This window comes from Bradyrhizobium sp. STM 3557 (assembly GCF_045571465.1).
Classification (GTDB): Bacteria; Pseudomonadota; Alphaproteobacteria; order Rhizobiales; family Xanthobacteraceae; genus Bradyrhizobium.
Window position 1 is genome coordinate 6,335,954 of the sequence record NZ_CP120697.1, and the last position, 23,914, is coordinate 6,359,867.

At 65.4% G+C, this 23,914-nt stretch carries 21 protein-coding genes; 12 read left to right on the forward strand and 9 right to left on the reverse strand.

What is annotated here, in order from left to right; translation table 11 throughout:
- Window positions 1–268 precede the first annotated feature (268 nt).
- Window positions 269–1,108 carry a class I SAM-dependent methyltransferase gene (locus tag P6U24_RS29350; protein ID WP_407155912.1) on the forward strand — a complete coding sequence of 280 codons (840 nt, stop codon included), beginning with the start codon at window positions 269–271 and terminating at the stop codon, window positions 1,106–1,108.
- A 106-nt stretch (window positions 1,109–1,214) separates the two neighbouring features.
- Entirely contained in the window at window positions 1,215–2,087 is an 873-nt protein-coding gene (locus P6U24_RS29355; RefSeq protein ID WP_407155913.1) for an alpha/beta fold hydrolase, read from the forward strand.
- A 125-nt stretch (window positions 2,088–2,212) separates the two neighbouring features.
- On the opposite strand, the gene P6U24_RS29360 is transcribed toward P6U24_RS29355, so the two are convergent.
- Window positions 2,213–3,712, reverse strand: a complete 1,500-nt coding sequence (locus P6U24_RS29360; protein ID WP_407155914.1) for an amidase — start codon at window positions 3,710–3,712, stop codon at window positions 2,213–2,215.
- A gap of 156 nt (window positions 3,713–3,868) precedes the next feature.
- Window positions 3,869–4,042, reverse strand: coding sequence for a DUF1328 domain-containing protein (locus P6U24_RS29365; RefSeq protein ID WP_407155915.1), 174 nt, complete (start codon window positions 4,040–4,042; stop codon window positions 3,869–3,871).
- Window positions 4,043–4,323: 281 nt separating this feature from the next.
- Between P6U24_RS29365 and P6U24_RS29370 the strand changes: the two genes are divergently transcribed.
- The 6 genes from P6U24_RS29370 to P6U24_RS29395 all read left to right on the forward strand — a co-directional run bounded on the left by P6U24_RS29370 (window position 4,324) and on the right by P6U24_RS29395 (window position 10,692).
- Entirely contained in the window at window positions 4,324–6,981 is a 2,658-nt protein-coding gene (locus P6U24_RS29370; protein ID WP_407155916.1) for a UvrD-helicase domain-containing protein, read from the forward strand.
- Window positions 6,982–7,106: 125 nt separating this feature from the next.
- Window positions 7,107–7,520, forward strand: coding sequence for a hypothetical protein (locus P6U24_RS29375; protein WP_407155917.1), 414 nt, complete (start codon window positions 7,107–7,109; stop codon window positions 7,518–7,520).
- A complete protein-coding gene (locus tag P6U24_RS29380) occupies window positions 7,520–8,182 on the forward strand; it encodes an OmpA family protein (protein ID WP_407155918.1) in 663 nt (220 codons plus the stop codon). Before P6U24_RS29375 ends, P6U24_RS29380 begins: the two co-directional genes overlap by 1 nt.
- Before the next feature lie 273 nt (window positions 8,183–8,455).
- Window positions 8,456–9,007, forward strand: a complete 552-nt coding sequence (locus P6U24_RS29385) for a DUF962 domain-containing protein (RefSeq protein WP_407155919.1) — start codon at window positions 8,456–8,458, stop codon at window positions 9,005–9,007.
- Window positions 9,007–10,035, forward strand: a complete 1,029-nt coding sequence (locus P6U24_RS29390; RefSeq protein WP_407155920.1) for an NAD-dependent epimerase/dehydratase family protein — start codon at window positions 9,007–9,009, stop codon at window positions 10,033–10,035. Before P6U24_RS29385 ends, P6U24_RS29390 begins: the two co-directional genes overlap by 1 nt.
- A 39-nt stretch (window positions 10,036–10,074) precedes the next feature.
- Entirely contained in the window at window positions 10,075–10,692 is a 618-nt protein-coding gene (locus tag P6U24_RS29395) for a methyltransferase family protein (RefSeq protein ID WP_407155921.1), read from the forward strand.
- Here the strand turns inward: P6U24_RS29395 and P6U24_RS29400 are convergent.
- A complete protein-coding gene (locus P6U24_RS29400; RefSeq protein ID WP_407155922.1) occupies window positions 10,644–11,765 on the reverse strand; it encodes an alpha/beta fold hydrolase in 1,122 nt (373 codons plus the stop codon). The genes P6U24_RS29395 and P6U24_RS29400 overlap by 49 nt on opposite strands.
- 118 nt (window positions 11,766–11,883) lie before the next feature.
- Complete coding sequence (locus P6U24_RS29405; protein WP_407155923.1) at window positions 11,884–12,624, reverse strand: hypothetical protein; 741 nt, start codon at window positions 12,622–12,624, stop codon at window positions 11,884–11,886.
- A gap of 268 nt (window positions 12,625–12,892) precedes the next feature.
- Here P6U24_RS29405 and P6U24_RS29410 point away from each other — a divergent pair, with 268 nt between their 5' ends.
- Both P6U24_RS29410 and P6U24_RS29415 read left to right on the forward strand, forming a co-directional pair.
- On the forward strand, window positions 12,893–13,816 hold the full coding sequence (locus P6U24_RS29410; protein WP_407155924.1) for an ABC transporter ATP-binding protein: 924 nt from the start codon (window positions 12,893–12,895) through the stop codon (window positions 13,814–13,816).
- The gene (locus tag P6U24_RS29415; RefSeq protein WP_407155925.1) at window positions 13,813–14,574 is read left to right on the forward strand and encodes an ABC transporter permease; all 762 of its coding nucleotides are present in this window, start codon (window positions 13,813–13,815) and stop codon (window positions 14,572–14,574) included. Before P6U24_RS29410 ends, P6U24_RS29415 begins: the two co-directional genes overlap by 4 nt.
- Before the next feature lie 278 nt (window positions 14,575–14,852).
- On the opposite strand, the gene P6U24_RS29420 is transcribed toward P6U24_RS29415, so the two are convergent.
- From P6U24_RS29420 to P6U24_RS29435, 4 genes are all read right to left on the reverse strand, one after another.
- Window positions 14,853–15,662, reverse strand: coding sequence for an ATP-binding cassette domain-containing protein (locus P6U24_RS29420; RefSeq protein ID WP_407155926.1), 810 nt, complete (start codon window positions 15,660–15,662; stop codon window positions 14,853–14,855).
- Window positions 15,659–16,741 carry an ABC transporter permease gene (locus tag P6U24_RS29425; RefSeq protein WP_407155927.1) on the reverse strand — a complete coding sequence of 361 codons (1,083 nt, stop codon included), beginning with the start codon at window positions 16,739–16,741 and terminating at the stop codon, window positions 15,659–15,661. Before P6U24_RS29425 ends, P6U24_RS29420 begins: the two co-directional genes overlap by 4 nt.
- Window positions 16,742–16,768: 27 nt before the next feature.
- Window positions 16,769–17,806: a sugar ABC transporter substrate-binding protein gene (locus P6U24_RS29430; RefSeq protein WP_407155928.1), complete on the reverse strand. Its 1,038-nt coding sequence runs from the start codon at window positions 17,804–17,806 to the stop codon at window positions 16,769–16,771.
- A 107-nt stretch (window positions 17,807–17,913) separates the two neighbouring features.
- Window positions 17,914–18,255 carry a hypothetical protein gene (locus P6U24_RS29435; protein WP_407155929.1) on the reverse strand — a complete coding sequence of 114 codons (342 nt, stop codon included), beginning with the start codon at window positions 18,253–18,255 and terminating at the stop codon, window positions 17,914–17,916.
- Between the two features lie 332 nt (window positions 18,256–18,587).
- Between P6U24_RS29435 and P6U24_RS29440 the strand changes: the two genes are divergently transcribed.
- Window positions 18,588–19,385, forward strand: coding sequence for a L,D-transpeptidase (locus P6U24_RS29440; protein WP_407155930.1), 798 nt, complete (start codon window positions 18,588–18,590; stop codon window positions 19,383–19,385).
- Window positions 19,386–19,748: 363 nt separating this feature from the next.
- Here the strand turns inward: P6U24_RS29440 and P6U24_RS29445 are convergent, their stop codons facing one another.
- The gene (locus P6U24_RS29445; protein ID WP_407155931.1) at window positions 19,749–22,043 is read right to left on the reverse strand and encodes a spermidine synthase; all 2,295 of its coding nucleotides are present in this window, start codon (window positions 22,041–22,043) and stop codon (window positions 19,749–19,751) included.
- A 150-nt stretch (window positions 22,044–22,193) separates the two neighbouring features.
- Here P6U24_RS29445 and P6U24_RS29450 point away from each other — a divergent pair, with 150 nt between their 5' ends.
- Window positions 22,194–23,795 carry a phytoene desaturase family protein gene (locus tag P6U24_RS29450; protein ID WP_407155932.1) on the forward strand — a complete coding sequence of 534 codons (1,602 nt, stop codon included), beginning with the start codon at window positions 22,194–22,196 and terminating at the stop codon, window positions 23,793–23,795.
- Window positions 23,796–23,914: the final 119 nt, after the last annotated feature.

The following is a 23,914-nucleotide window of genomic DNA, read 5'->3' on the forward strand; positions in this document are numbered from 1 at the left end:
GCGGCGGCGAAAAGTTCGCAATCCGGATAGGCGTGTCGCGATCTGGATAGCGGCGTCCCGGATGTGTCGCTTAGATGCGCGGCATGTTCAATGAGCGAGGACATTTCATGGCATTGCTGACGACAATTTTACAGGACTGTCGCGCACGCCTGTGCGGCTTGGAAGGCCGGGTCTTGCAGATGCTTGGCGAACGAATCCGCCGCGAGAGCGCTCAGATCGAAGCCCACTATCGATCCGGCAGGCGCGCCAAAAGCACGGGAGCATGATTATGGTGGTTTCGATTGTAACAAATGAAGCGAACGTGCAGCCCGATTTCGATGCTGTCAAAAAACGCCAGCACGGCGCGTGGTCGTCGGGCGACTACGCCATCATCGGCACCACCTTGCAGATCGTCGGCGAAGAGCTGTGCGAGGCGCTCGACCTGCGCGCGGGCCAGAGGGTATTGGATGTCGCCGCCGGCAACGGCAACGCGACCTTGGCTGCGGCGCGCCGCTGGTGCGACGTCGTCTCAACGGACTACGTGCCGGCGTTGCTCGAACGCGCGCGCCTGCGTGCCACCGCCGACGGGCTGTCGGTCACGTTCAGGGAGGCCGATGCCGAGGCGCTGCCGTTTGACGACGGCGCGTTCGATGCGGTGGTGTCGACCTTCGGGGTGATGTTCACGCCGAACCAGGACAGAGCGGCCGCAGAACTCGCGCGCGTCTGCCGGCGGGGCGGCAAAATTGGACTCGCCAACTGGACGCCGGAGGGCTTCATCGGCCAGGTGTTCAAGACGCTCGGCACATATCTGCCGCCGCCGGCCGGCTTGAAATCACCGGCGCTGTGGGGCACGGAGGCGCGAATCACCGAGATGTTCGGCGCCGCCGCGAGCAGCATCCGCTGCGAACGGCGCCAGTTCATGTTCCGCTACCGCTCGCCCGAGCATTTCCTCGACGTCTTCGAGACCTATTACGGCCCGGTGCTGAAGGCCTTCGCCGCGCTCGATGCGGCCAATCAGGATGCGCTGGAGCGCGACCTGCTGGCGCTGATCGCCACGCTCAACCGCGCCGAAGACGGCACCATGGTGGTGCCTTCCGAATATCTCGAGATCGTCATCGCCAGGCGGTAACGGCGATCTCACATCGTCTCAATGGAGGACGCGAGGACAGAGCGGACATGACATACGGGCCGCGCACATCTCTCGCGTCCCAATCAGTTGAGTGGAGTTGCCGCCCATGATCGACGATCCGCGCGGCCCGATCGAATATGACGAAACCGGCGAAGGGCCGACCGTGGTGCTGGTGCCCGGCTCCTGCGCGACCGGCGCCGCCTGGCGGCCGCTCATCACGCAATGGCAGGGCGCCTATCGCTGCGTCACCACCAGCCTGCTCGGCTATGGCCGCACCGCCGAGCGCCGCGGCGCCGGCAACAATGACATCGCGCTCGAGGCCGAGATCATCGAAGCGGTGATTGCGCGGGCCGGCGCGCCGGTTCATCTGGTGGGCCATTCCTTCGGCGGACTGGTCGCGCTCGCGGTCGCGCTGCGCAGCCCGGAGCTGCTGCAGAGCCTGACCATCCTGGAATCGCCGGCGCCGGAAATCCTGAAATCGTGCCATGAGCGCGCGCATTACGCTGCGTTTCGCAGCATGACCGAGCTGTATTTCAACGCCTTCCGCAGCGGCCGCACAGACGCGATCCAGTCAATGATCGATTTCTATGGCGGCGATGGGACGTTCTCAGCCTGGCCGCAGCGCGTGCGCGACTACGCCATTGCCACGACCGAGGTGAACATCCGCGACTGGGCCTGCGCCTATGGCTATCCGCTGACACCGGCCATGCTGACGCGCGTGGCGACGCCGACGCTGGTGGTCTATGGCGAGACCAGCCACGGCGCGCCGAAGCGCGCCAACGAGCTGATCGGCTGGTCGATCCCCAACGCGGACATCATGATGCTCGGCGACGCCGCGCATTTCATGATCGCGACCCATCCGCGCCAACTCGCAGCGCTGCTGAGCCGGCATTTCACCGGCGCGCGCTCTTTGACCTCGCCCCGCTTGCGGGGAGAGGTCGGATCGCGAAGCGATCCGGGTGAGGGGGTACAGGTCTAACAACTCATACGACGCGAGCGCCGGCCCCTCAGCCCAACCCTCCCAGCGCGAGCGAAGCTCGTCGCGTCCCCGTAAGAACGGGCAGAGGGAGCGCACCATTGCTTGCGTCAACTACCAACGTCTTTTCACTCCTCCCGCACCCACGCTGGCAATCTGTCGAACCAGGGCTGCGCATGCTCGAGCTGACGGGCGAGCTGCAACAGGCGCGGCTCGTCGCCGAGCCGGCCGACGAATTGCACACCGAGCGGCAGACCGTCGGCGGTCCAGTGCAGTGGCACGCTCATCGCCGGCGTGCCGGTGAGATTGGCTGCTTGCGTAAAGGGCACATATTGCAGGCTGTCACGCGCGATCTTGTCGATGGTGCCGTCGAGCAGGCCGGCGCGCGCGAGCAGCCCGAGCAGTCCGGTGCGATCGAGCATGTTCAGCAGCATCTGCTCGGTGCGGCTCGGATCGCCCTGGCCGTGACGAATCGGCGGATGCGCCAGCGTCGGCGTCAGCAAGAAGTCATAGCGCGCGTGGAAGCGCGCCAATGCGCGAGCAAACTCGTTCCACTTCAGCAGCTGCGTGGTCAGCGCGCCGGCCGAGATCGCACCGCCGATCGCCGCCAGCACGCGCGTCAACAGCTCGAAATCGTCACGTCCAGCCCCGTTGGCGGACGCACGCGCCACCATCGCCGGCACCTGGCCGAAATAGATGTGCAGGAAGGATTTGGCGAGCGCCGTGCCGTCGATCTCGGGGGACGCTTCCTCGACCTCATGGCCGAGGCGTTGCAGCAGCTTCACCGCGCCTTCGACAGCGGCCTTCGCTTCCGCATGCACCTCAGTGCCGATCGGCGAGGCCGTCGTGAAGCCGATGCGCAGGCGCGGCGGATCGCGCATCATCGCCTGCGCATAGACCACCGGCGGCTCGGCACAAAGAAAGGGATCACCTCGCTCGGCGCCCGCGATCACGTCCAGCGCGGCCGCGCTGTCGCGCACACTGCGCGAGATCACGCCCTCGCTGGAGGCACCGTACCAATATTCGCCATAGGCCGGTCCCGACGAGACCAGCCCGCGTGACGGCTTGAGCCCGAACAAGCCGCAGCAGGCGGCGGGAATCCGGATCGAACCGCCGCCGTCATTGCCGGCCGCCATCGGCACCACACCGGAGGCGACCGCGGCCGCGGTGCCGCCGCTCGAGCCGCCGGGCGTGTGATCGATGTTCCAGGGATTGCAGCTGCGGCCGAACGCCCGGGAGTCGCTGACGCCCTTCAATGCCAACTCCGGCAAATTGGTTTTGCCGAAGATCACAAGTCCGGCATCGAGATAACGCCTGACCACATAAGCGTGCTCGGAGGCGACGTTGCTCGCGAGTGCGCGGCTACCAAAGCTGGTCGGCAGGCCGGCATAGTCCTGCGCGCAATCCTTGATCAGGAACGGCACACCGCCGAACGGGCCGGCCGGCTGGCGCCCGATCTGCGCGCGCGCCTCCTGCTCCATCATTCGGCAGATCGCATTGGTCTTGGCCTGCGTTCGCGCGCTCTGCTTGAGCGCAAGGTCGAGGAGTTCGGCCGCGCTCACTTCGCGACTCGCAACGCGCTCGGCCAGCGCAACGGCATCGTGCGCGAGGTATTCGGACAATTTCATGCGGCGCCCCTCTTCCGCTCTCACGGCGGTGTGGGGCGATGGTAGCGGGATTGGCTAGCTGCGCCAGTCCGTAAGACGTTAAACGAGAAAGGGCGCAGTGCCTCGCCGGGAGAGCACCGCGCCCTTGCAGCCGACCTCAATGTCAGGGGCTTGAGGTCAGACCCGGTTTCGGCCGCGCGCCACGCCGACAACGGCGGAGACCAGGAACAGCACGACCGCGATGAAGAAGATGATCTTGGCGATCTCGACGGAGGCACCGGCGATGCCGCCGAAGCCAAGGATGCCCGCGATCAGCGCGATGATCAGGAAAGTGACCACCCAGCCTAACATGATACGACCCTCTAGCTTGCGAATTGCTCTCGATTTGCGGTTCAGAGGAACCGTTGCCGAGACAATCCGGGCTGGGAACGATAGTTCCAGGGCGGCGGGGTGGGATAATTTCTGAAAAGCGAGGAACGAAATCCGTCGTGCATCCTGGGAGCGCGGCCCCCGAGGGCCGATTTAGCTCTGTAAAACGATGGGAGGCGACCCCATATCGCCCTTAATCCCTGCTAAGAAGGCTCCCCTTTGAAGCTTCGCGGTGTCACCGTGGGGACGAGACTGATTCGCTGATGACCGAGCCCAACCGACTGAGCCCTTATCCCGCTCCCGAGCACCAGCCTGCCGCCGGCGGTATCGCTGCGCGCGCCCGCGCTGCTGCGACCGGCGGGCCGCGCTATCTCGCCGGCCTCAATCCGGAGCAGCGCGAGGCGGTGGAGACGCTGGACGGTCCGGTCCTGGTGCTGGCCGGCGCCGGCACCGGCAAGACGCGCGTGCTGACGACGCGCATCGCCCATATCCTGAGCCAGGGCCGCGCCCGGCCGAACGAGATCCTCTCGGTCACCTTCACCAACAAGGCGGCGCGCGAGATGAAGGGCAGGCTCGCCGAGATGCTGGGCCAGGCGGTCGAAGGCATGCCGTGGCTCGGCACCTTCCACTCGATCGCCGGCCGCATCCTGCGCACCCATGCCGAGCTGGTGCAGCTGAAATCCAACTTCACCGTGCTCGATGTCGACGACCAGGTGCGGCTGCTCAAGCAGCTCCTTCAGGCCGAGAACATCGACGACAAGCGCTGGCCGGCGCGGATGCTGGCCGGGCTGATCGACGGCTGGAAGAATCGCGGTCTCCTGCCCTCGCAGGTGCCCTCGGGCGAGGCCGCCGTATTCGCCAATGGCAAGGGCGGCAAGCTCTATGCGAGCTATCAGGAGCGGCTGAAGATCCTCAACGCCGCCGATTTCGGTGACCTGTTGCTGGAGGGCATCCGGCTGTTCCGCGAGAACCCGGACGTGCTGCGGCAGTATCAGCACCGTTTCAAGTTCATCCTGGTGGATGAGTATCAAGACACCAACGTCGCGCAATATCTCTGGCTGCGACTGCTGGCGCAGGCGCCCTCGCCGGCACGCGCTGTTGCTACACGTGCTGGCGCACCCTCTCCCCCTGTGGCAGAGGGTGGACCGGTTGAGCAAAGCGAAACCGAGCCGGGTGACGGGTTCTCTCCGCTTGCTCCTGCGCCCACGGATAGAGACCCCTCGCCCGCCTCGCTTCGCTCGGCCCCCCCTCCCACAAAGGGAGAGGGTTCAGCGGAGCAAGTGGCTGCCGCCCCGCCCAAGAACATCTGCTGTGTCGGCGATGACGACCAGTCGATCTATGGCTGGCGCGGCGCCGAGGTCGACAACATCCTGCGCTTCGAGCACGATTTCCCCGGCGCAAAGGTCATCAGGCTCGAGCGCAATTATCGCTCAACCGGTCACATCCTTGCCGCAGCGTCGTATCTGATCACGCATAACGAGGGCCGGCTCGGCAAGACGCTGCGCACCGAGGACGTCGAGGGCGAGAAGGTCACCGTGACCGGCGCCTGGGATTCCGAAGAGGAAGCCCGCGCGATCGGCGAGGAGATCGAGGAGCTGCGGCGCAAGGGCGAGCATCTCAACGAGATCGCGATCCTGGTGCGCGCCTCCTATCAGATGCGCGAGTTCGAAGACCGCTTCGTCACGCTCGGCCTGCCCTATCGCGTGATCGGCGGCCCGCGCTTCTACGAGCGCGCCGAGATCCGCGATGCGCTGGCCTATTTGCGCGTGATCAACTCGCCGGCCGACGATCTCGCCTTCGAGCGCATCGTCAATGTGCCCAAGCGCGGCCTCGGCGAGGCCACCGTGCAGATGCTGCATGACCATGCGCGCAAGCGCCGGATTCCGCTGTTCGAAGCCGCGCGCGCGGTGGTCGAGACGGACGAATTGAAGCCAAAGGCGCGCAGCTCGCTGCGGCAGGTGATCCTGCAGTTCGACCGCTGGCGCGCGCAGAGCGAGGTTACCGCCCATACAGCGCTGGCCGAGATCGTGCTCGACGAGAGCGGCTACACCGACATGTGGCAGAAGGACCGCTCGGCCGATGCCGCCGGCCGGCTCGACAATTTGAAAGAGCTCGTGCGCTCGATGGAGGAGTTCGAGAACCTGCACGGCTTCCTCGAGCACATCTCGCTGGTGATGGACCGCGAGGGCGGCAGCGACGACGAGGCGGTGTCGCTGATGACCTTGCACTCGGCGAAGGGGCTGGAGTTCGACAACGTGTTCCTGCCGGGCTGGGAGGAAGGGCTGTTTCCGAGCCAGCGCACGCTCGACGAACAGGGCCGCGCCGGGCTCGAGGAGGAGCGGCGTCTTGCGCATGTTGGCCTGACCCGCGCGCGGCGTCGCGCGAAACTCTATTTCGCGACCAACCGCCGAATCCACGGCACTTGGACCACCACCATCCCATCGCGCTTCCTCGACGAATTGCCGGCGGCCAGTGTCGAGATCACCGAGTCCAAGGGCGGCTCTGGCTGGGGCGGCGCCGGCGGCTATGGTCCTTCGCGCTTCGACAACGTGGAATCCTTCGGCTCCAGCTATTCGACACCTGGATGGCAGCGCGCCCAGGCCCGTCGTCCCGGCGGACGGGGCGGCGGTGGTCAGGCGAGTGGTCAGTCCTCTGGCGGCTTCAGCGAAGACCAGTCGCCGTTCGGCATGGGCGATGATTTCGGCAGCTTTGGCCGCAACAAGCGCTCACCCGTGACGATCGAGGGCGAGCTGGTGGCCAAGTCCACCGGCACCACGTCGGAATTTGCGCTCGATGACCGCGTCTTCCACCAGAAGTTCGGCTACGGCCATGTGGTGAAAGTGGACGGCAACAAGCTGACCATCGCCTTCGACAAGGCCGGCGAGAAGAAGGTCGTCGATAGCTTCGTGCAGCGGGCCTAGCGGACCGAATCACGAAGCTGCCAATCTGCCTTCCGCCGCGTCAGCGCGGCGAACTCCACAACTCCGCCCTGATCTGCCTTTCTTGGGTCTTGACCATGGCGGCTCGCGTCGTATGAGATGCGGCCATGGTTCGGGGAGGCTTGATCCTGTTTTGTGTCGCGCTGGTCGCGCCGTCGCATGTGGCGGCGGAGACGATGAGCTTTGGCGATGCGTCGGCGCTGATCGCCTCGAACTGCGCCGCCGATATCGAAGCCAACTGCCGCGGCGTCAATCTCGATTCCTCGCGTCTGAAGGAATGCCTGTCGCGCAACCAGGATGTGATCTCGCCGGCCTGCAAGGCCAATTACCCGAAGGCGTTTGACGCGATCCAGAAGCGCATCGCAGCCAGGGTCTCGGTCGCCAATGCCTGCACGCATGAGATCGTGAAGATCTGCGCGGGCTCGACCAAGGAAACCTCCAAATCGATCCCTTGCCTGATCAGCGCGAACGGCGTCAGCGCGCGCTGTCAGCAGGCGATCGGGGACGCGGGGTACCGCTGATGCGCGGAGCCGGAAGTGTGCTCGGCACGTTCGCGGCCGCCCTGCTCGTCTATGCCGGCCTCAATGCGCCGGTCCATGCCCAGACCCGCGACGAGATCATCAGCCGGCTCAATCATTTCGACAACCCGCCGACCCTGGATCTGCCTGCCTTGCGAACGCAGACCCAGGAACGCTCGCGCCTGCGTGGACGCAACGAACCGCCGCCGCAGAAGCGGCCGCCGATCGCGCCGGACCTGATGAATCTGCCGGCGCTCAATGTTGACATTCAGTTCGACGTCGACACGCCGATCGTGCGCCCCGACTCCTACCAGACGGTCGGCCGCATCGCCGATGCGATGGTGAATTCATCGCTGCTGCCCTACACCTTCCTGATCGTCGGCCACATCGAGGCCAACGGCAAGCGCGAGCCCAACGTGATCCTGAGCCAGCGCCGTGCCGATGCGATCCGCGACATCCTGGTGAATACCTTCAAGATTTCGGCCAAGCGGCTGCAATCGATCGGGCTCGGCGAAGAGCAGTTGCTTGACCCGGCACGTCCCACCGCGCCGATCAACCAGCAGATTCAGATCTTCACGATCGCCAAAGTCCCGGAAGAGACCGCGGCTCCAGTAGCGGCTCCGGCGGCGTCCGCCCCGGCGGCGGCCAAAAAGCGCCGCAAATAGACTGGATCGGGACCCGCCCGCGCGGAATAAATCGATCGCGCACCCGTGCGACTGTTGCACTGTGACAACATCACTGCATCCTGCCCCCCGTCGAAGCCGCCATGCTGCGGCGGGAACCCGATTCGGGGCCAAAAGACGTCACGGCAGCGCGACAAATGGCCTTTACGAGCGGGTCCGATTCGCGGTTTGTCGGCGCTGGCGCTTGATGGTATAGCCCCATCTTTGCGGCCGTCGATTGAGCGGTCCTCGACCTCATTGACGAGCGAGTCCGGTATGAGCGACCTGTTTCGACGCCAAATGATCGACTATGTCGAATATCATCGGGACCCGCGGAATGGCCTGATGCACGTGATCGGCATCATCTTGCTGTTTCTCGGCGCCGTGCTTCCCTTGAGCCTGTGGCAGTTCGATGCCTTCGGCCTGAAGATCAGCTTGGGCGCGATCCTGACGCTGCCTGTCCTGGTCTACTGGCTGCTGCTCGACGCGGCACTAGGCGCCGGGATTCTCGCTTTCGCCGTCCTGTTCCTTGCCGCTGCCATGATGATCGTCGATCACGTCCATGGCATCGCCCTGTGGGCGCTGTTCGCGACGCTGATCGTCCTCGGTCTCACGGCGCAGGCCGTCGGCCACCAGGTTTTCGAACGTAATAAGCCGTCACTGTTGGATCACCCCGCTCATCTCTGGCTTGGACCGATGTTCGTGATGGCGAAATTGTATATGGCGCTCGGCTTCCGGCCTACGATCGCGGACCTCATCGCGCCGGATTGGCCGTCGCATCGACGTCGTTCGGAACAGCTCCAAGGCGATCAGCACTCGCACCCCTAATGAACGTTCTCGTCACCGGCGGCAGCGGATTCATCGGCCAACATCTCGTCGTGGCACTCGCGACGCGGGGCGCGCGGGTGCGCGTGCTCGACGTGCGTTGCCCGACGCAGATGGTCGCCGATGTGCAGTATATCGAGGGCTCGGTGCTCGATCCCGCGGTCGTGCGCGAGGCGGTCGACGGCGTCGAACAGGTCTATCATCTGGCCGGTCTGCCCGGCATGTGGATGCCCGATCGGCAGGATTTCCACCGGGTCAATTGCCAGGGCACCGAGACCGTTCTTGCTGCCGCGCGCGCGGGCAAGGTGCAGCGCTTCCTGCACTGCTCGACCGAATCGATCCTGTTCGACTATCCGCGCGCGGAAGGCGCGGCGGAGGCGCCGACAGCGCCGCCTGCGGATGCGATGCCCGGCGCCTATACCCGCTCCAAGGCATTGGCCGAAGCACGGGCGATGCAGGCCGCCGCCGAGGGCTTTCCGGTGGTGGTCGGCACGCCGACAATGCCGATCGGCCCGCATGACAGCAACCTGACCCCGCCATCGGCGATGCTGCGGCATTTCCTCGGCAGCCGGGTCCAGCTCTATCTCGATTTCATCGTCAATCTGGTCGACGTGCGCGACGTCGCGGCCGGCCTGATCCTGGCGATGGAGCGCGGCAAGATCGGTGGCCGCTATGTGTTCGGCGGCGAGAGCCTGCACCTCAGCCGGATCCTGCAGCTGGTGGCGGCGATCAGCGGCCGCAAGCATCTCGCGATTCCCGTGCCCGGCCGGCTCGCCGAGCTATCCGCCGGCATGCTGGAATTCGTCTCCGATCACATCACCCGGCGGCCGCCAACGGGTACCGCCGAAGGTGTGCGGATCGCGCTGCATGCCTCCGACCTGTCGATCGACAGGGCGAGGCGCGAGCTCGGCTATGCACCGCGCGCGATCGAGCCGACTCTCCGGGAGACCATCGCCTTCCTGCTGCAGACAGAGACCGACGGCAGAGGGCTCGACGTCAAACAACACCCTTTTCGCACGGCGGCCGAATAGGTAAGAGCGACCGGTCGTAGGTCAGAGAGCGGTCAAGACATGTCGGGCAGCGAAATCCTTCGGTTTGCGTTCAGCGGATGGACCACGACCTGGCCCACCTCGCTGCTCGCCATCATCTGGCTGGTCTGGCTTGCGAGCTGGGTGGGCGCCTCGTTCTGGTCGGGCCAGACCCGCAAGCATGTCACGGTGGTCAAGACGAGCCGCTATCACCTGCTGATCGTGCTCGGCGGCATCCTGTTCACGCCCTGGACGGCGCGCGTGCTCGGCGAGACGCCGATTTTCAGCTTCGGTGAGTTCGGCTTCGCCGTGCTGACCATCATCACGCTGGCCGGCATTAGCTTCACCTGGTGGGCGCGCATCCATCTCGGCCGCTTCTGGTCGAACGCGATCACGCACAAGGAAGGTCACAAGGTGATCGACACCGGGCCCTACGGCATGGTGCGGCACCCGATCTACACCGGCTTGATCATCGGCATGATCGCAACCGGCGTCGCGGTCGGCACCATCAGCGCCATTGTCGGCGCGATCCTGATCTCGCTCGGCATGAGCTGGAAAGCGAAGATGGAGGAAACATTCCTCTCGCAGGAGCTCGGCCCGGACTACGGCGCCTATTGCCGCCGCGTGCCGATGATCATCCCGTTCTTGCCGCCGGGCTGAGCCGCCGCCGCGGACGAATCGGCGCTGGCGGTGGCTTGCGATGTGGCCGTCTTCCCCCTGCCCGCGCTGCGCTGAGCTGCAGCCTTCGGTCGCGCGGTCGTGACCGGCGCGCCACTCGCCGTCGCCTCCGGCGCGCCGGCGCTCGCCGGCAACAGATGCCGGGGAATGACGATCCGCTCGCCCGGCATCAGCGGCCCGCTGCCCGCACCCTGATTGGACTGCTGCACGGCCCAAAGCGGGAGGTGATAAGTGTCGGCGATCTGCTCGAGCGTGTCGCCCGGGCGCACGAAGAGTGGCACACCGCTGTCCCACAGCTCGAGCGAGGTCTTCGGCGGCACCAGATAGCGCAACTGCACCGGATCGGCATCTGCGGCCGCCGGCGTCTGGTTGAGCTGGCCGATCATGGTGACGAGCTGGGCGTGCACATCCGCCATCTTGTCGATGTTGATGTGCGTGATCTCGTCATGATCCTTCATGTCGTAGCTCGCGTAATGGCCGCGAAAGCCCGGCTCGGGCTTCACGTCGCCGCCGCCGAGAATGTTGTCGGACAGAAAGATGTTGATGAAGCGCTGCACGTTAAGCGGCACGCTCTTGGTCGCATGCGCCGGGTCGACCGTCACCACGAGGCTGACCGGGATGTGTTCCTTCTCGAGTGCGGTCGCGATCCGGACGCTGCACAGGCCGCCCATGGAATGGCCGATCAGCACGATCGGCGCAGGCTGCTCGCGATAGGATTTCTCGACCTGCAACTCGATCAGGTCGCAGAGGGTGAACTCGTAGACGGTGGCCCAGAAGCCGGCCTTCTCGAGCTTCTCGGCCAATCGGTCCATGCCGGTGGAGAAGATCGGACCCAGCGCGCCACGGAAGATGTAGACGCGCGGCGGCAGGCTTGCCGGCGTCGGAGTTTCCGACGGCGGGGAGATCAATGACTCAGCGGCGGCCGGTGCACCAACAGGAGCGTTAGAAACAGGCTTGGGCGCGCCCGCAGGCCCCGCCATCGCGCCACCATGAATGGCCGCAGCGGCGAAAAGCGCGAGCACGCCGATGGCGGCAATGCGTCCGAGACCGGTCATGCGCCTCCCGGGGGTGACATAGGGGAAAGGGTATCCCCGTCTGGCCCTGCTTGTCGCCCGCAAATCGGCACAATTTGAGGCAGCGCCGTCGGCGCCCGCCTCCGTCGGCTGCCCTAGTCTAGTTGCGCGAGCCGGCGGCGCTCGCCGCCCGCTGCCTGCCGGCCGCAACCGGCGCCGGGCCCGGCTGCCGCCGGCCGCCGAACACCACCGAATCGATCGCGCCGATCACCTTCTGCTGCATGATCGCGTTCTTCTCGATCGTGACATGGCCGACCCCGGGAACCGACTCGACGTCGACATTCTCCAGCTTGCCGCGGAAGCCGTCGTCGCGACGGACCGGCTCGCCGGCGCCATTGGCGATGTAGAAATTGATGTATCGCTCGGCATTGCCGGCGACCAGCTTGGTCTTGAACACCGAATCAAGACCGATCGCGAGCTTCACCGGCACGCCGAGCTGGCCGAGCTTGGCGATCATGTCCGGCAGCGCGGTCGCGCCGGAGGAGTGCCCGACCAGGATGACGGTCTTGATCTGGCCGGACCGATAGCCTGCGGCCGCCTCATCAGCGAGCGAGGACCAGGAGATGAAGTTCGCGACCGTCACCGGAATGCCCTGGGCCCGCAGCTGGGCGGCGATATCGTCCAGTCCGAGCGAGAAGATGTTGAGGACGCCGCGCAGCAGATAGACATGGGTGGTGCTTGCAGACACGGGCGACACCGCAGCAGCCCGCAAGGGCGCAGCCTGAACTGGCGCCGTAGCTGACGGCAGCAGCATCGACAGAGCGAGCGCCCCCGCGCTCAGCCACCGGACGACAACCGAGACCCTGCGGTCCGATCGGGTGATGCGGCTTCGTGGCGTCATCGGTCCTCCTCCGCGGCAGAAATGTCGCGACGCGCGCGACCGTAATATCCAGATACTCGCAGATGCAACATGCAGCAGCGAGCTTGCTGCATGTTACCATCGAAGACGTGTCTGGCAGGCAACACTCACCCAAATTGGTCGCAGAAAAGCCCGTAAATCGCCGCCGTTCACGCACGCCTCAAGATTGCGTGCGGTGGGCTGCGTTCCTATCTGTGCGCTTCGCCCTTCCAGCGGTTCCCTATGGCCGCGTTCCTCTTTCCGATCACGCATGGCTCCCGTCATCTCCGTCTCCGGTCTGTCCAAGACCTATCCATCCGGCTTCACCGCCTTGAACAAAATCGATCTGACGATCGAGCGCGGCGAGATCTTCGCGCTGCTCGGCCCCAACGGCGCCGGCAAGACCACGCTGATCAGCATCATCTGCGGCATCGCCAATCCGAGCGGCGGGAAGGTTGCGGTCGGCGGCCACGACATCATCACCGACTATCGGGCGGCGCGCTCGCTGATCGGGCTGGTGCCGCAGGAGTTGCACACCGATTCCTTCGAGACCGTGTGGGCGACCGTGAGCTTCAGCCGCGGCCTGTTCGGCAAGCCGAAGAACCCGGTCCTCATCGAGAAGATCCTGAAGGACCTGTCGCTCTGGGACAAGAAGGACTCCAAGATCATCACCCTGTCGGGCGGCATGAAACGGCGCGTGATGATCGCCAAGGCGTTGTCGCACGAGCCGCAGATCCTGTTTCTCGACGAGCCGACCGCGGGCGTCGATGTCGAGCTGCGCAAGGGCATGTGGGAGGTGGTGCGCGAGCTGAAGAGCGCCGGCGTCACCATCATCCTGACCACGCATTACATCGAGGAGGCCGAGGAGATGGCCGACCGCGTCGGCGTCATCAACAGCGGCCGCATCATCCTGGTCGAGGACAAGGCCACCTTGATGCAGAAGCTCGGCAAGAAGCGGCTGACGCTGCATCTGCAGCAGAAGCTCGACGCCATCCCCGAAGTGCTCGCCCCCTATCAGCTCGCGCTGGCGGAGGACGGCTGGCACCTGAGCTACGATTACGACACGCGCGTCGAGCGCACCGGCATCACCAGCCTGCTCGGCGATCTGCGTAACGCCGGCATCCGCTTTGCCGACCTCGAGACCCAGCAATCATCGCTGGAAGACATCTTTGTGAGCTTGGTGCACCAATCATGAATTTTCGAGCAATCGGCGCGATCTACAAATTCGAGATGGCGCGCACCTGGCGCACGATCCTGCAGAGCATCGTCTCGCCCGTGATCTCGACCTCGCTGTATTTCGTGGTGTTCGGCGCCGCGATCGGCTCGCGCATCAGCCAGGTCGAGGGCGTCAGCTACGGCACCTTCATCGTGCCGGGCCTGGTGATGCTGTCGGTGCTGACGCAGAGCATCGCCAACGCCTCGTTCGGCATCTATTTCCCGAAATTCGTCGGCACGATCTACGAGATCCTGTCGGCGCCGATCTCGCATTTCGAGATCGTGATCGGCTATGTCGGTGCCGCCGCCACCAAGTCGATCATTCTCGGCCTGATCATCCTCGCCACTGCGGGCCTGTTCGTGCCGCTGCACATCCATCATCCCCTGTGGATGCTGACCTTCCTGGTGCTGACGGCGGCGACCTTCAGCCTGTTCGGTTTCATCATCGGCATCTGGGCGGACGGCTTCGAGAAGCTGCAGATGATCCCGATGCTGGTGGTGACGCCGCTGACCTTCCTCGGTGGCAGCTTCTATTCGGTCAACATGCTGCCGCCGGCCTGGCGCTCGATCGCGCTGCTCAATCCGGTCGTCTACCTGATCTCCGGCTTCCGCTGGAGCTTCTACGAGATCGCCGACGTCAACGTCGAGATCAGCATCGGCATGACCCTGGTGTTCCTTGCCATCTGCCTTGCGATCGTCTGGTGGATCTTCAAGACGGGATATCGGCTGAAGCGGTGACGAGCGGGCAATGCCGGGAGCATGACGCAAATATACGTGACGTTCTGTTAGTTTTTGACGCTCTGCTTCGGCACGGGAAGTGCACCCTCTCCCCTTGTGGGAGAGGGTGGCGAAATCGAACGAAGTGAGATTGAGCCGGGTGAGGGGTCTCTCTCGGCATTCGCGAGTGCCGAGAGAGACCCCTCACCCGCCTTCGCTTCGCTCAGGCACCCTCTCCCACAAGGGGAGAGGGTCAGAGCTCTTGCTTGGCTACTACTTCACCCCAATCGAAAGCATGCTCACGCCGCCGCCTCCACGGGCACCCGCGCGCCGGTCATGAAAGCGACCGCGTCGGACATCGTGTAGTCCTTCGGATCGATCACCGTCAGCCGCCGGCCGAGCCGGTGGATGTGGATGCGATCGGCGATCTCGAACACATGCGGCATGTTGTGGCTGATCAGGACGACCGAGATGCCGCGGCGCCGCACGTCCAAAATCAGCTCCAATACGCGGCGCGATTCCTTCACGCCGAGCGCGGCCGTCGGCTCGTCCATGATCACGACGCGCGAGCCGAAGGCGGCGGCGCGTGCCACCGCCACGCCCTGGCGCTGGCCGCCCGACAGGGTCTCGACGCGCTGGTTGATGTTCTGCACCGTCATCAGCCCGAGCTCGGTGAGCTTCTCGCGGGCGATGCGCTGCATCGCCTTGCGATCGAGCATGCGCAGATACCTGCCGAGCAGACCCGGCTTGCGCAGCTCGCGACCGAGAAACAGGTTGTCGGCGATCGACAGGCTCGGCGACAGCGCCAGCGTCTGATACACGGTCTCGATGCCGGCGGCCTGTGCGTCGAGCGGCGAACGGAAGGCGACCGGCTGCCCGTCCAGCCTGATCTCGCCTTCGTTCGGCACCAGCGCGCCTGACAGCGCGCGGATCAGCGAAGATTTGCCGGCGCCGTTGTCGCCGATCACGGCGAGGATCTCGCCTTCGTGAAGATCGAAATCGGCGCGGTCGAGCGCGGTGACCCGGCCGTAGCGCTTGATCAGGCCGCGGGCCTGCAAGATCGGTTCACCCTTCGGCTCGCCTTTGGGCGTGCTGCTCGCCGTGCTCATGCCGACACCTTGCGGATCCATTGGTCGAGCGCGACCGCGATGATGATCAGCCAGCCGACCGTGAACTCCTGCCACAGCACGTCGACGCCGGACAGCGCGAGGCCGTTGCGGAACACGCCGACGATCAGGGCGCCGATCAGGGTGCCGATGATCGAGCCGCGGCCGCCGAACAGGCTGGCGCCGCCCACCACGACCGCGGTGATGCTGTCGAGATTGGCGGTCTGGCCGGCCTGCGGACTCACCGAGCCGATGCGTCCGATCAGCGCCCAGCCACCGAGCGCGGAGATCAGTCCGGCCAGCACATAGACCGAGAACAGGATGCGGTCGGTGCGGATGCCGGTCAGGCGCGCCGCGTCGGGATCATCGCCGACCGCATAGAGATGGCGGCCAAAAGCGGTGCGGTTCAGCACGTACCAGATCAGCGCGACCAGGCCGAGCATGAAGAACGAGCCATAGGTGAAGCGGGCGCCGAGCACATCGACCGGCCGCCCCAGCCATTGCAGCAGCGGTGCCGCCTTGGCGACGTCCTGCGAGCGGATGGTCTGCGAGGCCGAGTACCAGAGATTGAGCGCGAAGAAGATCGACCAAGTGCCGAGCGTGACGATGAAGGGCGGCAGCTTGAAGCCGGTGACCAGCAGGCCGTTCATCGCCCCGCACAGCGCGCCGACGGCGAGCCCGATGCCAAGCGCGAGCGGCGCCGGCACGCCCATCATCACCGCGAGTTTGCCCATGATCACCGAGCACAGCACCATCGTGGCGCCGACGGAGAGATCGATGCCGGCCGTGATCACGATCAGCGTCTGCGCCACGCCAATGACGCCGATGATCGTCACCTGCTGGATGATCAGGGACATGTTGAACATCGACAGGAAGCGCCCGCCGACCACGAGGCTGAACGCCACCACGCCGATCAGCAGCACGATGGCGGGCACCACAGTCGGATTGGCGTGCAGGTAGTGCTGCAGCTTGCGCGGCAGCGATCGCGCCCGCACCTCGAACTCGGCGACACGAGTGTCCCCATCCTTGCTCGATAACTCGAAAGCCTGGGCGCCCTGAGGTCCCGTGCCGATCTCGGTCATGGGCGTGATCCCCGTTGCGTAGAGCTGTCAGCCCCAGCACTTCTTCAGCGCGGCCGCGCTGTCGATCGACGGCAGACCCTCCACCGGCTTGTCGGTCACGAGCTCGACGCCGGTATTGACGAAGTCGAGCCCCGGCGAGGGCTGCGGCTTGCCGCCGCCGGTGGCGAAGGTCTTCACGGCCTCGACGCCCCTGGCCGCCATCAGCAGCGGAAACTGCATCGAGGTGGCGCCGATCACGCCGTCCTTGACGTTGTGCACGCCCGGGCAGCCGCCATCGATCGAGACCAGCAGCACGTCCTTGTCGCGCCCGGCCGCGCGCAGCGCCTCATAGGCGCCCGCCGCCGCGGGCTCGTTGATGGTGTAGACGACCGAAATCGACGGGTCCTTTTGCAGCAGGTTCTCCATCGCGGTGCGGCCGCCCTCCTCGTTGCCGGTCGTCGAGTCATGGCCGACGATGCGAGGATCCGTCTCGTCGCCGATCCGCTTGGGGTCGCCGATCTCGATCCCGAAGCCCTTGAGGAAGCCCTGGTCGCGGAGCACGTCGACCGAGATCTGATTGGCATTGAGATCGAGCATCGCGATCTTTGCGGACTTCGCCTTGGGGCCCAAGGTTCGCGCCGCCCATTGGCCGATGAACTGCCCGGCCAGGAAATTGTCGGTGGCAAAGGTCGCATCCGCCGCGTTCGGCGGATCGAGCGGGGTGTCGAGCGCGATGACCAGGATGCCGGCGGCCCGGGCCTTCTCGACCGCGGGCACGATGGCGCGGGAATCGTTCGGCGTGATCAGGATGCCCTTGGCGCCTGCCGAAATCAGGCTCTCGATCGCCGCGACCTGGCCCTCATTGTCGCCGTCGATCTTGCCCGCGAAGGAGCGCAGCTCCATGTCGCTCGTCTTGGCCGCCGCCTCGGCGCCCTCGCGCATCTTCACGAAGAACGGATTGGTGTTGGTCTTCGTGATGAGGCCGACGATCGGCTTATCCGCCGCCAACGCACCACCCGCGCCAAGCGCAAGCATCAGTGCAGCGAAAATCCCGGCAGACCCAAAAACAATTCCAGAGCCACGCATTCGTCCCTCCCATGCAAAGCGCCCGCGGTTGTTCGCGTGATTGAGGTCATCCTGAACGGGAAGCTCTGCGCTGGCAAGAGGAGAGAAGCGAGGCGCGATGCTGCTTGCTAGCGGTAGCAGTGGAAGTGGCCGTAACGATCGCGGTAGCCGCGGCAGTGATGACGCCAGCCGCGATGCGGCACGCCGAAGATACCCTCGACCGCGCCAACGGCGCCGCCGACGCCGGCGCCGACCGCGCCTCCGACCACGCCGCCCACCGGACCCGCCGCGCGGTTACCTTCATAGGCGCCTTCCTGAGCACCGCGCACGATGCCCTGGGCCTGCACCTGCTGCGGCAGTGCGAGCCAGGCAAGCGCCAATGCGATGATCGCGAGCACCGCGAGCAGGAGCGTCAGTCGCTGCGGCGAGCGGCCGGGAAGGGCCACCGTCTTGGCCTTGGTTTTCAGCATCGTCGAGTCCTGGTGATTTGTCCTGGTGATCTGGCAGGGCTGGACCACGGGAGGAATCTTGAAACGCAGATGCGGCGAAATGGTTGCGGCTGTGTGACGAATGAGAGGGGTACTGAACCACCCGCGATCGCGCAAGCTCTCGCTCGCAGTCTCCGGGTCTCCTCGCGAAAATGTCACCCTTTGCAGCCGCGCCCCGCCTTGCTTGCGCCGCGGCCACCATTAAGGATGGAGGGGTCCCATGCTGGAACAAAAAGCGGATTTCCGACATAGTGGATGCCGGGGACGGAGAGCCTCGGTGCAATCAGAACAGGGCCCACAGGCCAGAGGTTCATATGCGTTCTATCTTTCTCGCGCTTGCCGGATTGCTGCTGGTGACCGGCGCGCCCGCCTTCGCCAAGGTCGATATCACCATCGATAAGAACAACCAGATGATGACCGTCGCTGTCGATGGCGTCGAACGCTACCACTGGCCGGTGTCGACCGGCATTCCCTCGCGCGAGACGCCGAACGGGAGCTTCCGCGCCTTCCGCATGGAGGAGGACCACTACTCCAAGGAATTCGACGACGCGCCGATGCCGCATTCGATCTTCTTCACCAAGATCGGGCATGCGATCCACGGCACGGATTTCGAGAACCGTCTCGGCACGCCGGCCTCGCATGGCTGCGTGCGGCTGTCCAAGGCCAACGCCACCACGCTCTATGAACTCGTCCAGAAGGAAGGCGTGCTCAACACCACAGTGACCTTGACCGGATCCGCCGAGATCGCACTGGCGCGCAATCCGCGCCGCGGCACCGCGATGGCCCGCGCGGCCCAGCCCGCCGAGGCACAGCAGCAATATTCCGACGCCGGCGAGCCGGTGGTGCTGACGCCACAGCCGCAGTTCCTGCCCGGCCGCCAGGTCGTGCCGCAGCAGCGGGCCGACGACGGCTACATCTATCCGGCGGACGGCAGCGATACCGGTGCCCGTTACCCCGCGCCGCGCAGCACCACCCGCCAGGTCTACGGCGCGCAGGTGACGGCGCCGCAGCAGCAGTATTACTACGCCAACGGCGGCTACCAGCAGCGCTACTATCAGCCGCGTCCCTATCAGCCGCGGGATTACTATTACGGCGGCACCTACCAGGATTGAGACCGTCCCGGATCAGGGTTGCATGAACAGAAAAAGGCGGGCCTTGAGCCCGCCTTTTGTCTTGGCCAAGCCGCGGCCGTCGTTGCGAGCCTTTCCGTGCACTCTAAAGCCAGACAACATTCGGTGTCGTCCCCGCGCACGCAGCGACCCATAGCCATCGGGCGCCATTGTTTTCAGAAGGTATTGCACAGTCTGCCTTGTTGGCAGGCCACGGCGTATGGGTCCGGCGCAAGGCCGGGACGACAGCGGGGCTTGGAGTTACGGCGCGGCTCTCAAAGCCCACCAATGATGGTTCGGAGGATGGACGGTGGCGCGCTTCGCTTTTTCGCTCTACGAATTGCTGCGCCATCGCGCGTGTCTAGTTCACTCCCCGTCCCTGAGCCGCCGATAGACTGCGCCCAAGATGTTCGAATAGTCGTCGGTCCAGACCCGCTGGCCTTCGGTGGGTTCGGTCTCAGTCCATTTGTCCGACGAGGCGAGGCTGCCGACATCGGCCTCCTCGCGCGCGGAGACCACGACATCGGTGGCGAAGATGTACTCGCTGTCGCGGCCGGAATCCTCGTTGTAGACCCAGCTCTTCAGGTCGTTCTCGTCGGCGATGCCGACCACCACGCTCTCGAGCTCGAGGTGGCGGTTGGAGACGTGCATCACCACTGCGCCCTGCGGCGCCAGCTTGGACTTGTAGATCGCCATCGCCTCTTGCGTGGCGAGATGGATCGGGATCGCGTCCGACGAGTAGGCGTCGACGATGATGAGATCGTAGATGCCGTCCGGCTCCTTCGCAAATGTCAATCTGGCATCACCGATCACCGGCTTGAGGTCCGGCGCGCATTTCTGGATGTAGCTGAAATATTTCGGATCGCTCGCGGTATCGACCATGGTCTGGTCGATGTCGAAGAACTTCCAGCTCTCGCCGGGCTCCGCCGCGCAGGTCAGGGTGCCGGCGCCGACGCCGATCACGGCGACCTTGAGCGGCGCGCCGTTATTCGCCTCCTTGCGTTCGCGGATCGCTGTGATCGCGCGACCAATGCCGCCGTCCTTGTGATAATAGGTGATCGGCTCGGGCCGGCCGGTGACCGGCGTGCCGTCATCGTTGAAATACTTCTCGGCGCCATGGATCGTGGTGCCGTGCATCAGCACGTGATACTGGCCGCCCGGCGTCATCACGATCTTGTGCACGCCGAAGAAGCTGCGCACGGTCTCGACCCGTCCGTCGTCGGCGGGATAGAGCCGGATCAGCACCAAAGCGAGCGCGATGGTGGCGAAGATCTTCCATCTGTTGGCATTGAGGGCGAGCGCCAGCAGCGCGGCGAGCGCGCCGAGAGAGCCCGCCACCCAGACGCGGTGATCCTGCAGCGTCTCAGTGAGCTTGCCTGACGACTGCGCCGGCACGATCAGCGCGAGCGCGATTGCCGCGAGCACGATCCAGTACCAGCGCATCTGGCGCGGCCATCGCTCGCTGTCCTTGGCCGGCCGGCAGATGGCGGCGAGCGCCAGCAGGATCGGATATTCCGCGACCCAGGAGAAGCTGAAGGGCGCGATGAGACCGGCGAACAGGCCGCCGACCATTCCGCCGAACGACAGGGCGACATAGAAGCCGGTGAGATATTTCGCGGCGGGACGGGTGCGCGCCAGTTCGCCATGGCAGGCCATCGCGATCACGAAGAAACAAAGTTGATGCCCGCCGAGCGTCAGCAGCAGGTTCTGCTCGCCGCCGAACGCGAGCAGCAGCACGATTCCGGCGATCGCCACCGGCTGCAGCATCAGCATCCATTTGTGCGGCAGCAGCGGCCGCGACTGGAACACCAGGACCCAGGTGAGCAGATAGAGCGAGAGCGGCAGCACCCAGAGCAGCGGCGCCGCCGCGACGTCGGTCGAGATATGCGCGGTGACCGCGATCAAGAGGCCGGACGGCACCGCGGCAAGGAAGATCCAGCGCGCGCGCAAGAGCCAGCTCGGTGCCGGCGACGTGGTCGCCTCGCTCTGTGCGTCCGCGATCGCAAGCGCCGGCGAGCGCAGCAGCAGCACGCCGCAACCGGCGATCAGCAGGATCAGCACCCCATAGCCTGTGGTCCAGATCAGATTCTGTGTGCGCAGCGTGAACAGCGGCTCGACCAGCAGCGGATAGGATAGTAGCGCAAGGAAGCTGCCGATGTTCGAGGAGGCATACAGGAAATAGGGGTCGGGCGCAGCCGGATGACCTGTGCGGACGAACCAGGCCTGCAGCAGCGGGTTGTTGGCGGCGAGCGCAAAGAAAGGCAGCCCGATCGAGACCACGAACAGGCTGAGCAGCCAGACCGCATAGCCGGAGGCCGGCGGCTCGCCCCACCCGCTCGCGATCGCCAGCGGCAGCGTCAGAATGGCCGCAACCAGCAGCAGGAGATGCACAAGGACCGGCACGATGCGATTGCGGATCTGCATCAAGAGATGCGCGTAGGCGTAGCCCGCGAGCAACAGCGTCTGGAAGAAGACCATCGCCACCGACCACACCGCCGGCGAGCCGCCAAGCCGCGGCAGCACCATCTTGGTGAACAGCGGCTGCACCGAGAACAGCAGCAGCGCGCTGACGAAGATCGCGGCGGTGTAGACCACGAGAACGAGCCCATTGCGTGCGGCAGAGGGCCGTTCGACGGCGACGGACGAGGCGACAGAGGTCATGAAAGCTCCGGCAGAGATGCGCCAGGGCGGCCACAGGATCATATGGCGGCATGGCGGGCAAGGCGTCGGACGAGAACGGGGCAGCAAGATCACTTGACGGCGCACAGATCCCGCGCGACAGCAGGTTAATCAATCGATCTTGAAGCTCACATGAACGAGACCGACGTCGTTATTATCGGTGCCGGACACAACGGCCTCACCTGCGCCGCTTATCTCGCGCGCGCGGGTCTGCGCGTGCACGTGGTCGAGCGGCGCAAGGTGGTCGGCGGAGCGGCTGTGACCGAGGAGTTTCATCCGGGGTTCCGCAACTCGGTGGCGTCCTACACGGTCAGCCTGCTCAACCCGCGCGTCATCGCCGATCTCAAGCTGCACGAGCATGGGCTGACCATCGTCGAGCGCCGCGCGCAGAATTTCCTGCCCGCCCCGGACGGACGCTATCTGCTGACCGGCGAAGGCCGCACACAGGCCGCCGTGGCAAAGCTCAGCAGCCACGACGCCGCCGCGTGGGGTCCGTTCGTGCAGCGGCTCGATGCAATCGCTGACGTGCTGCGCGATTTCGTGCTGCGCGCGCCACCAAACCTGGTCGAAGGCTTCGGCACCGGCGCCATTCGCGAAGCCTTCAACGCGCTCGGCACCGCCAACCGCTTGCGCGCGCTGTCGCTGGAGCAGCAACGCGACCTGCTCGATTTGTTCACACGCTCCGCCGGCGAGATGCTGGACGAGGTGTTCGAGAACGACCTCGTCAAGTCCCTGTTCGGCTTCGATGCCATCGTCGGCAATTATGCGAGTCCCTACGCCGCGGGCTCGGCCTATGTGATGCTGCATCACGCCTTCGGCGAGGTGAACGGCAAGAAGGGCGTGTGGGGCCACGCCATCGGCGGCATGGGCGCGATCACGCAGGCGCTGGCGCGCGCCGCGCGTGACCACGGCGCGCAGATCGATCTCGACGCGCCCGTACGCGAGGTGATCATCGAGCGCGACCGCGCGGTCGGCGTGGTGCTCGAGGACGGCCGGGCCATTCGCGCCAGCTCCGTCGCGGCCAACGTCAATCCAAAACTGCTCTACACCCGCCTCGTGCCATCGGAAGCGTTACCGGCTCCGTTCCTCGCCCGCATCAGGAATTGGCGCTGCGGCTCCGGCACCTTCCGCATGAATGTGGCGCTGAGCGGCCTGCCCTCCTTCACCGCGCTGCCCGAAGAGGGCGACCATCTCTCCGCCGGCATCATCCTCGCGCCCAGCCTGGGCTACATGGACCGTGCATATCTCGACGCGCGCGACCATGGCTGGAGCCGCGAGCCGGTCGTGGAGCTGCTGATCCCCTCCACACTCGACGACAGCCTCGCCCCGCCGGGCCGGCATGTCGCAAGCCTGTTCTGCCAGCACGTCGCGCCCGAGTTGCCCGAGGGGCGTTCCTGGGACGACCATCGCGAGGAGGTCGCGGACTTGATGATCGCAACCGTCGACCGCTACGCACCGGGCTTCGCTTCCCTGGTCGAGGGACGGCAGATCCTGTCCCCCCTTGACCTCGAGCGGGAGTTCGGCCTGCTCGGCGGCGACATCTTCCACGGCGCGCTGACGCTGAACCAGCTGTTCTCGGCCCGGCCGATGCTCGGCCATGCCGACTACCGTTCGCCGGTGAAGGGCCTCTATCACTGCGGCTCCGGCAGCCATCCCGGCGGCGGCGTCACCGGTGCGCCCGGCCACAACGCCGCACAAGCCATCTTGTCCGACCGCCGCTCGCTGTTTGCCTGAGGACAAGCGGTGGATTAGCTGGGGACGGGCCTGTGGATGTCCTGGGGACAGGTTGTTCGTCGCCTGGGGATAAGATGGTGCAGAACGGCGGGATATCCGGTTGGCACGCCTGTGATCAG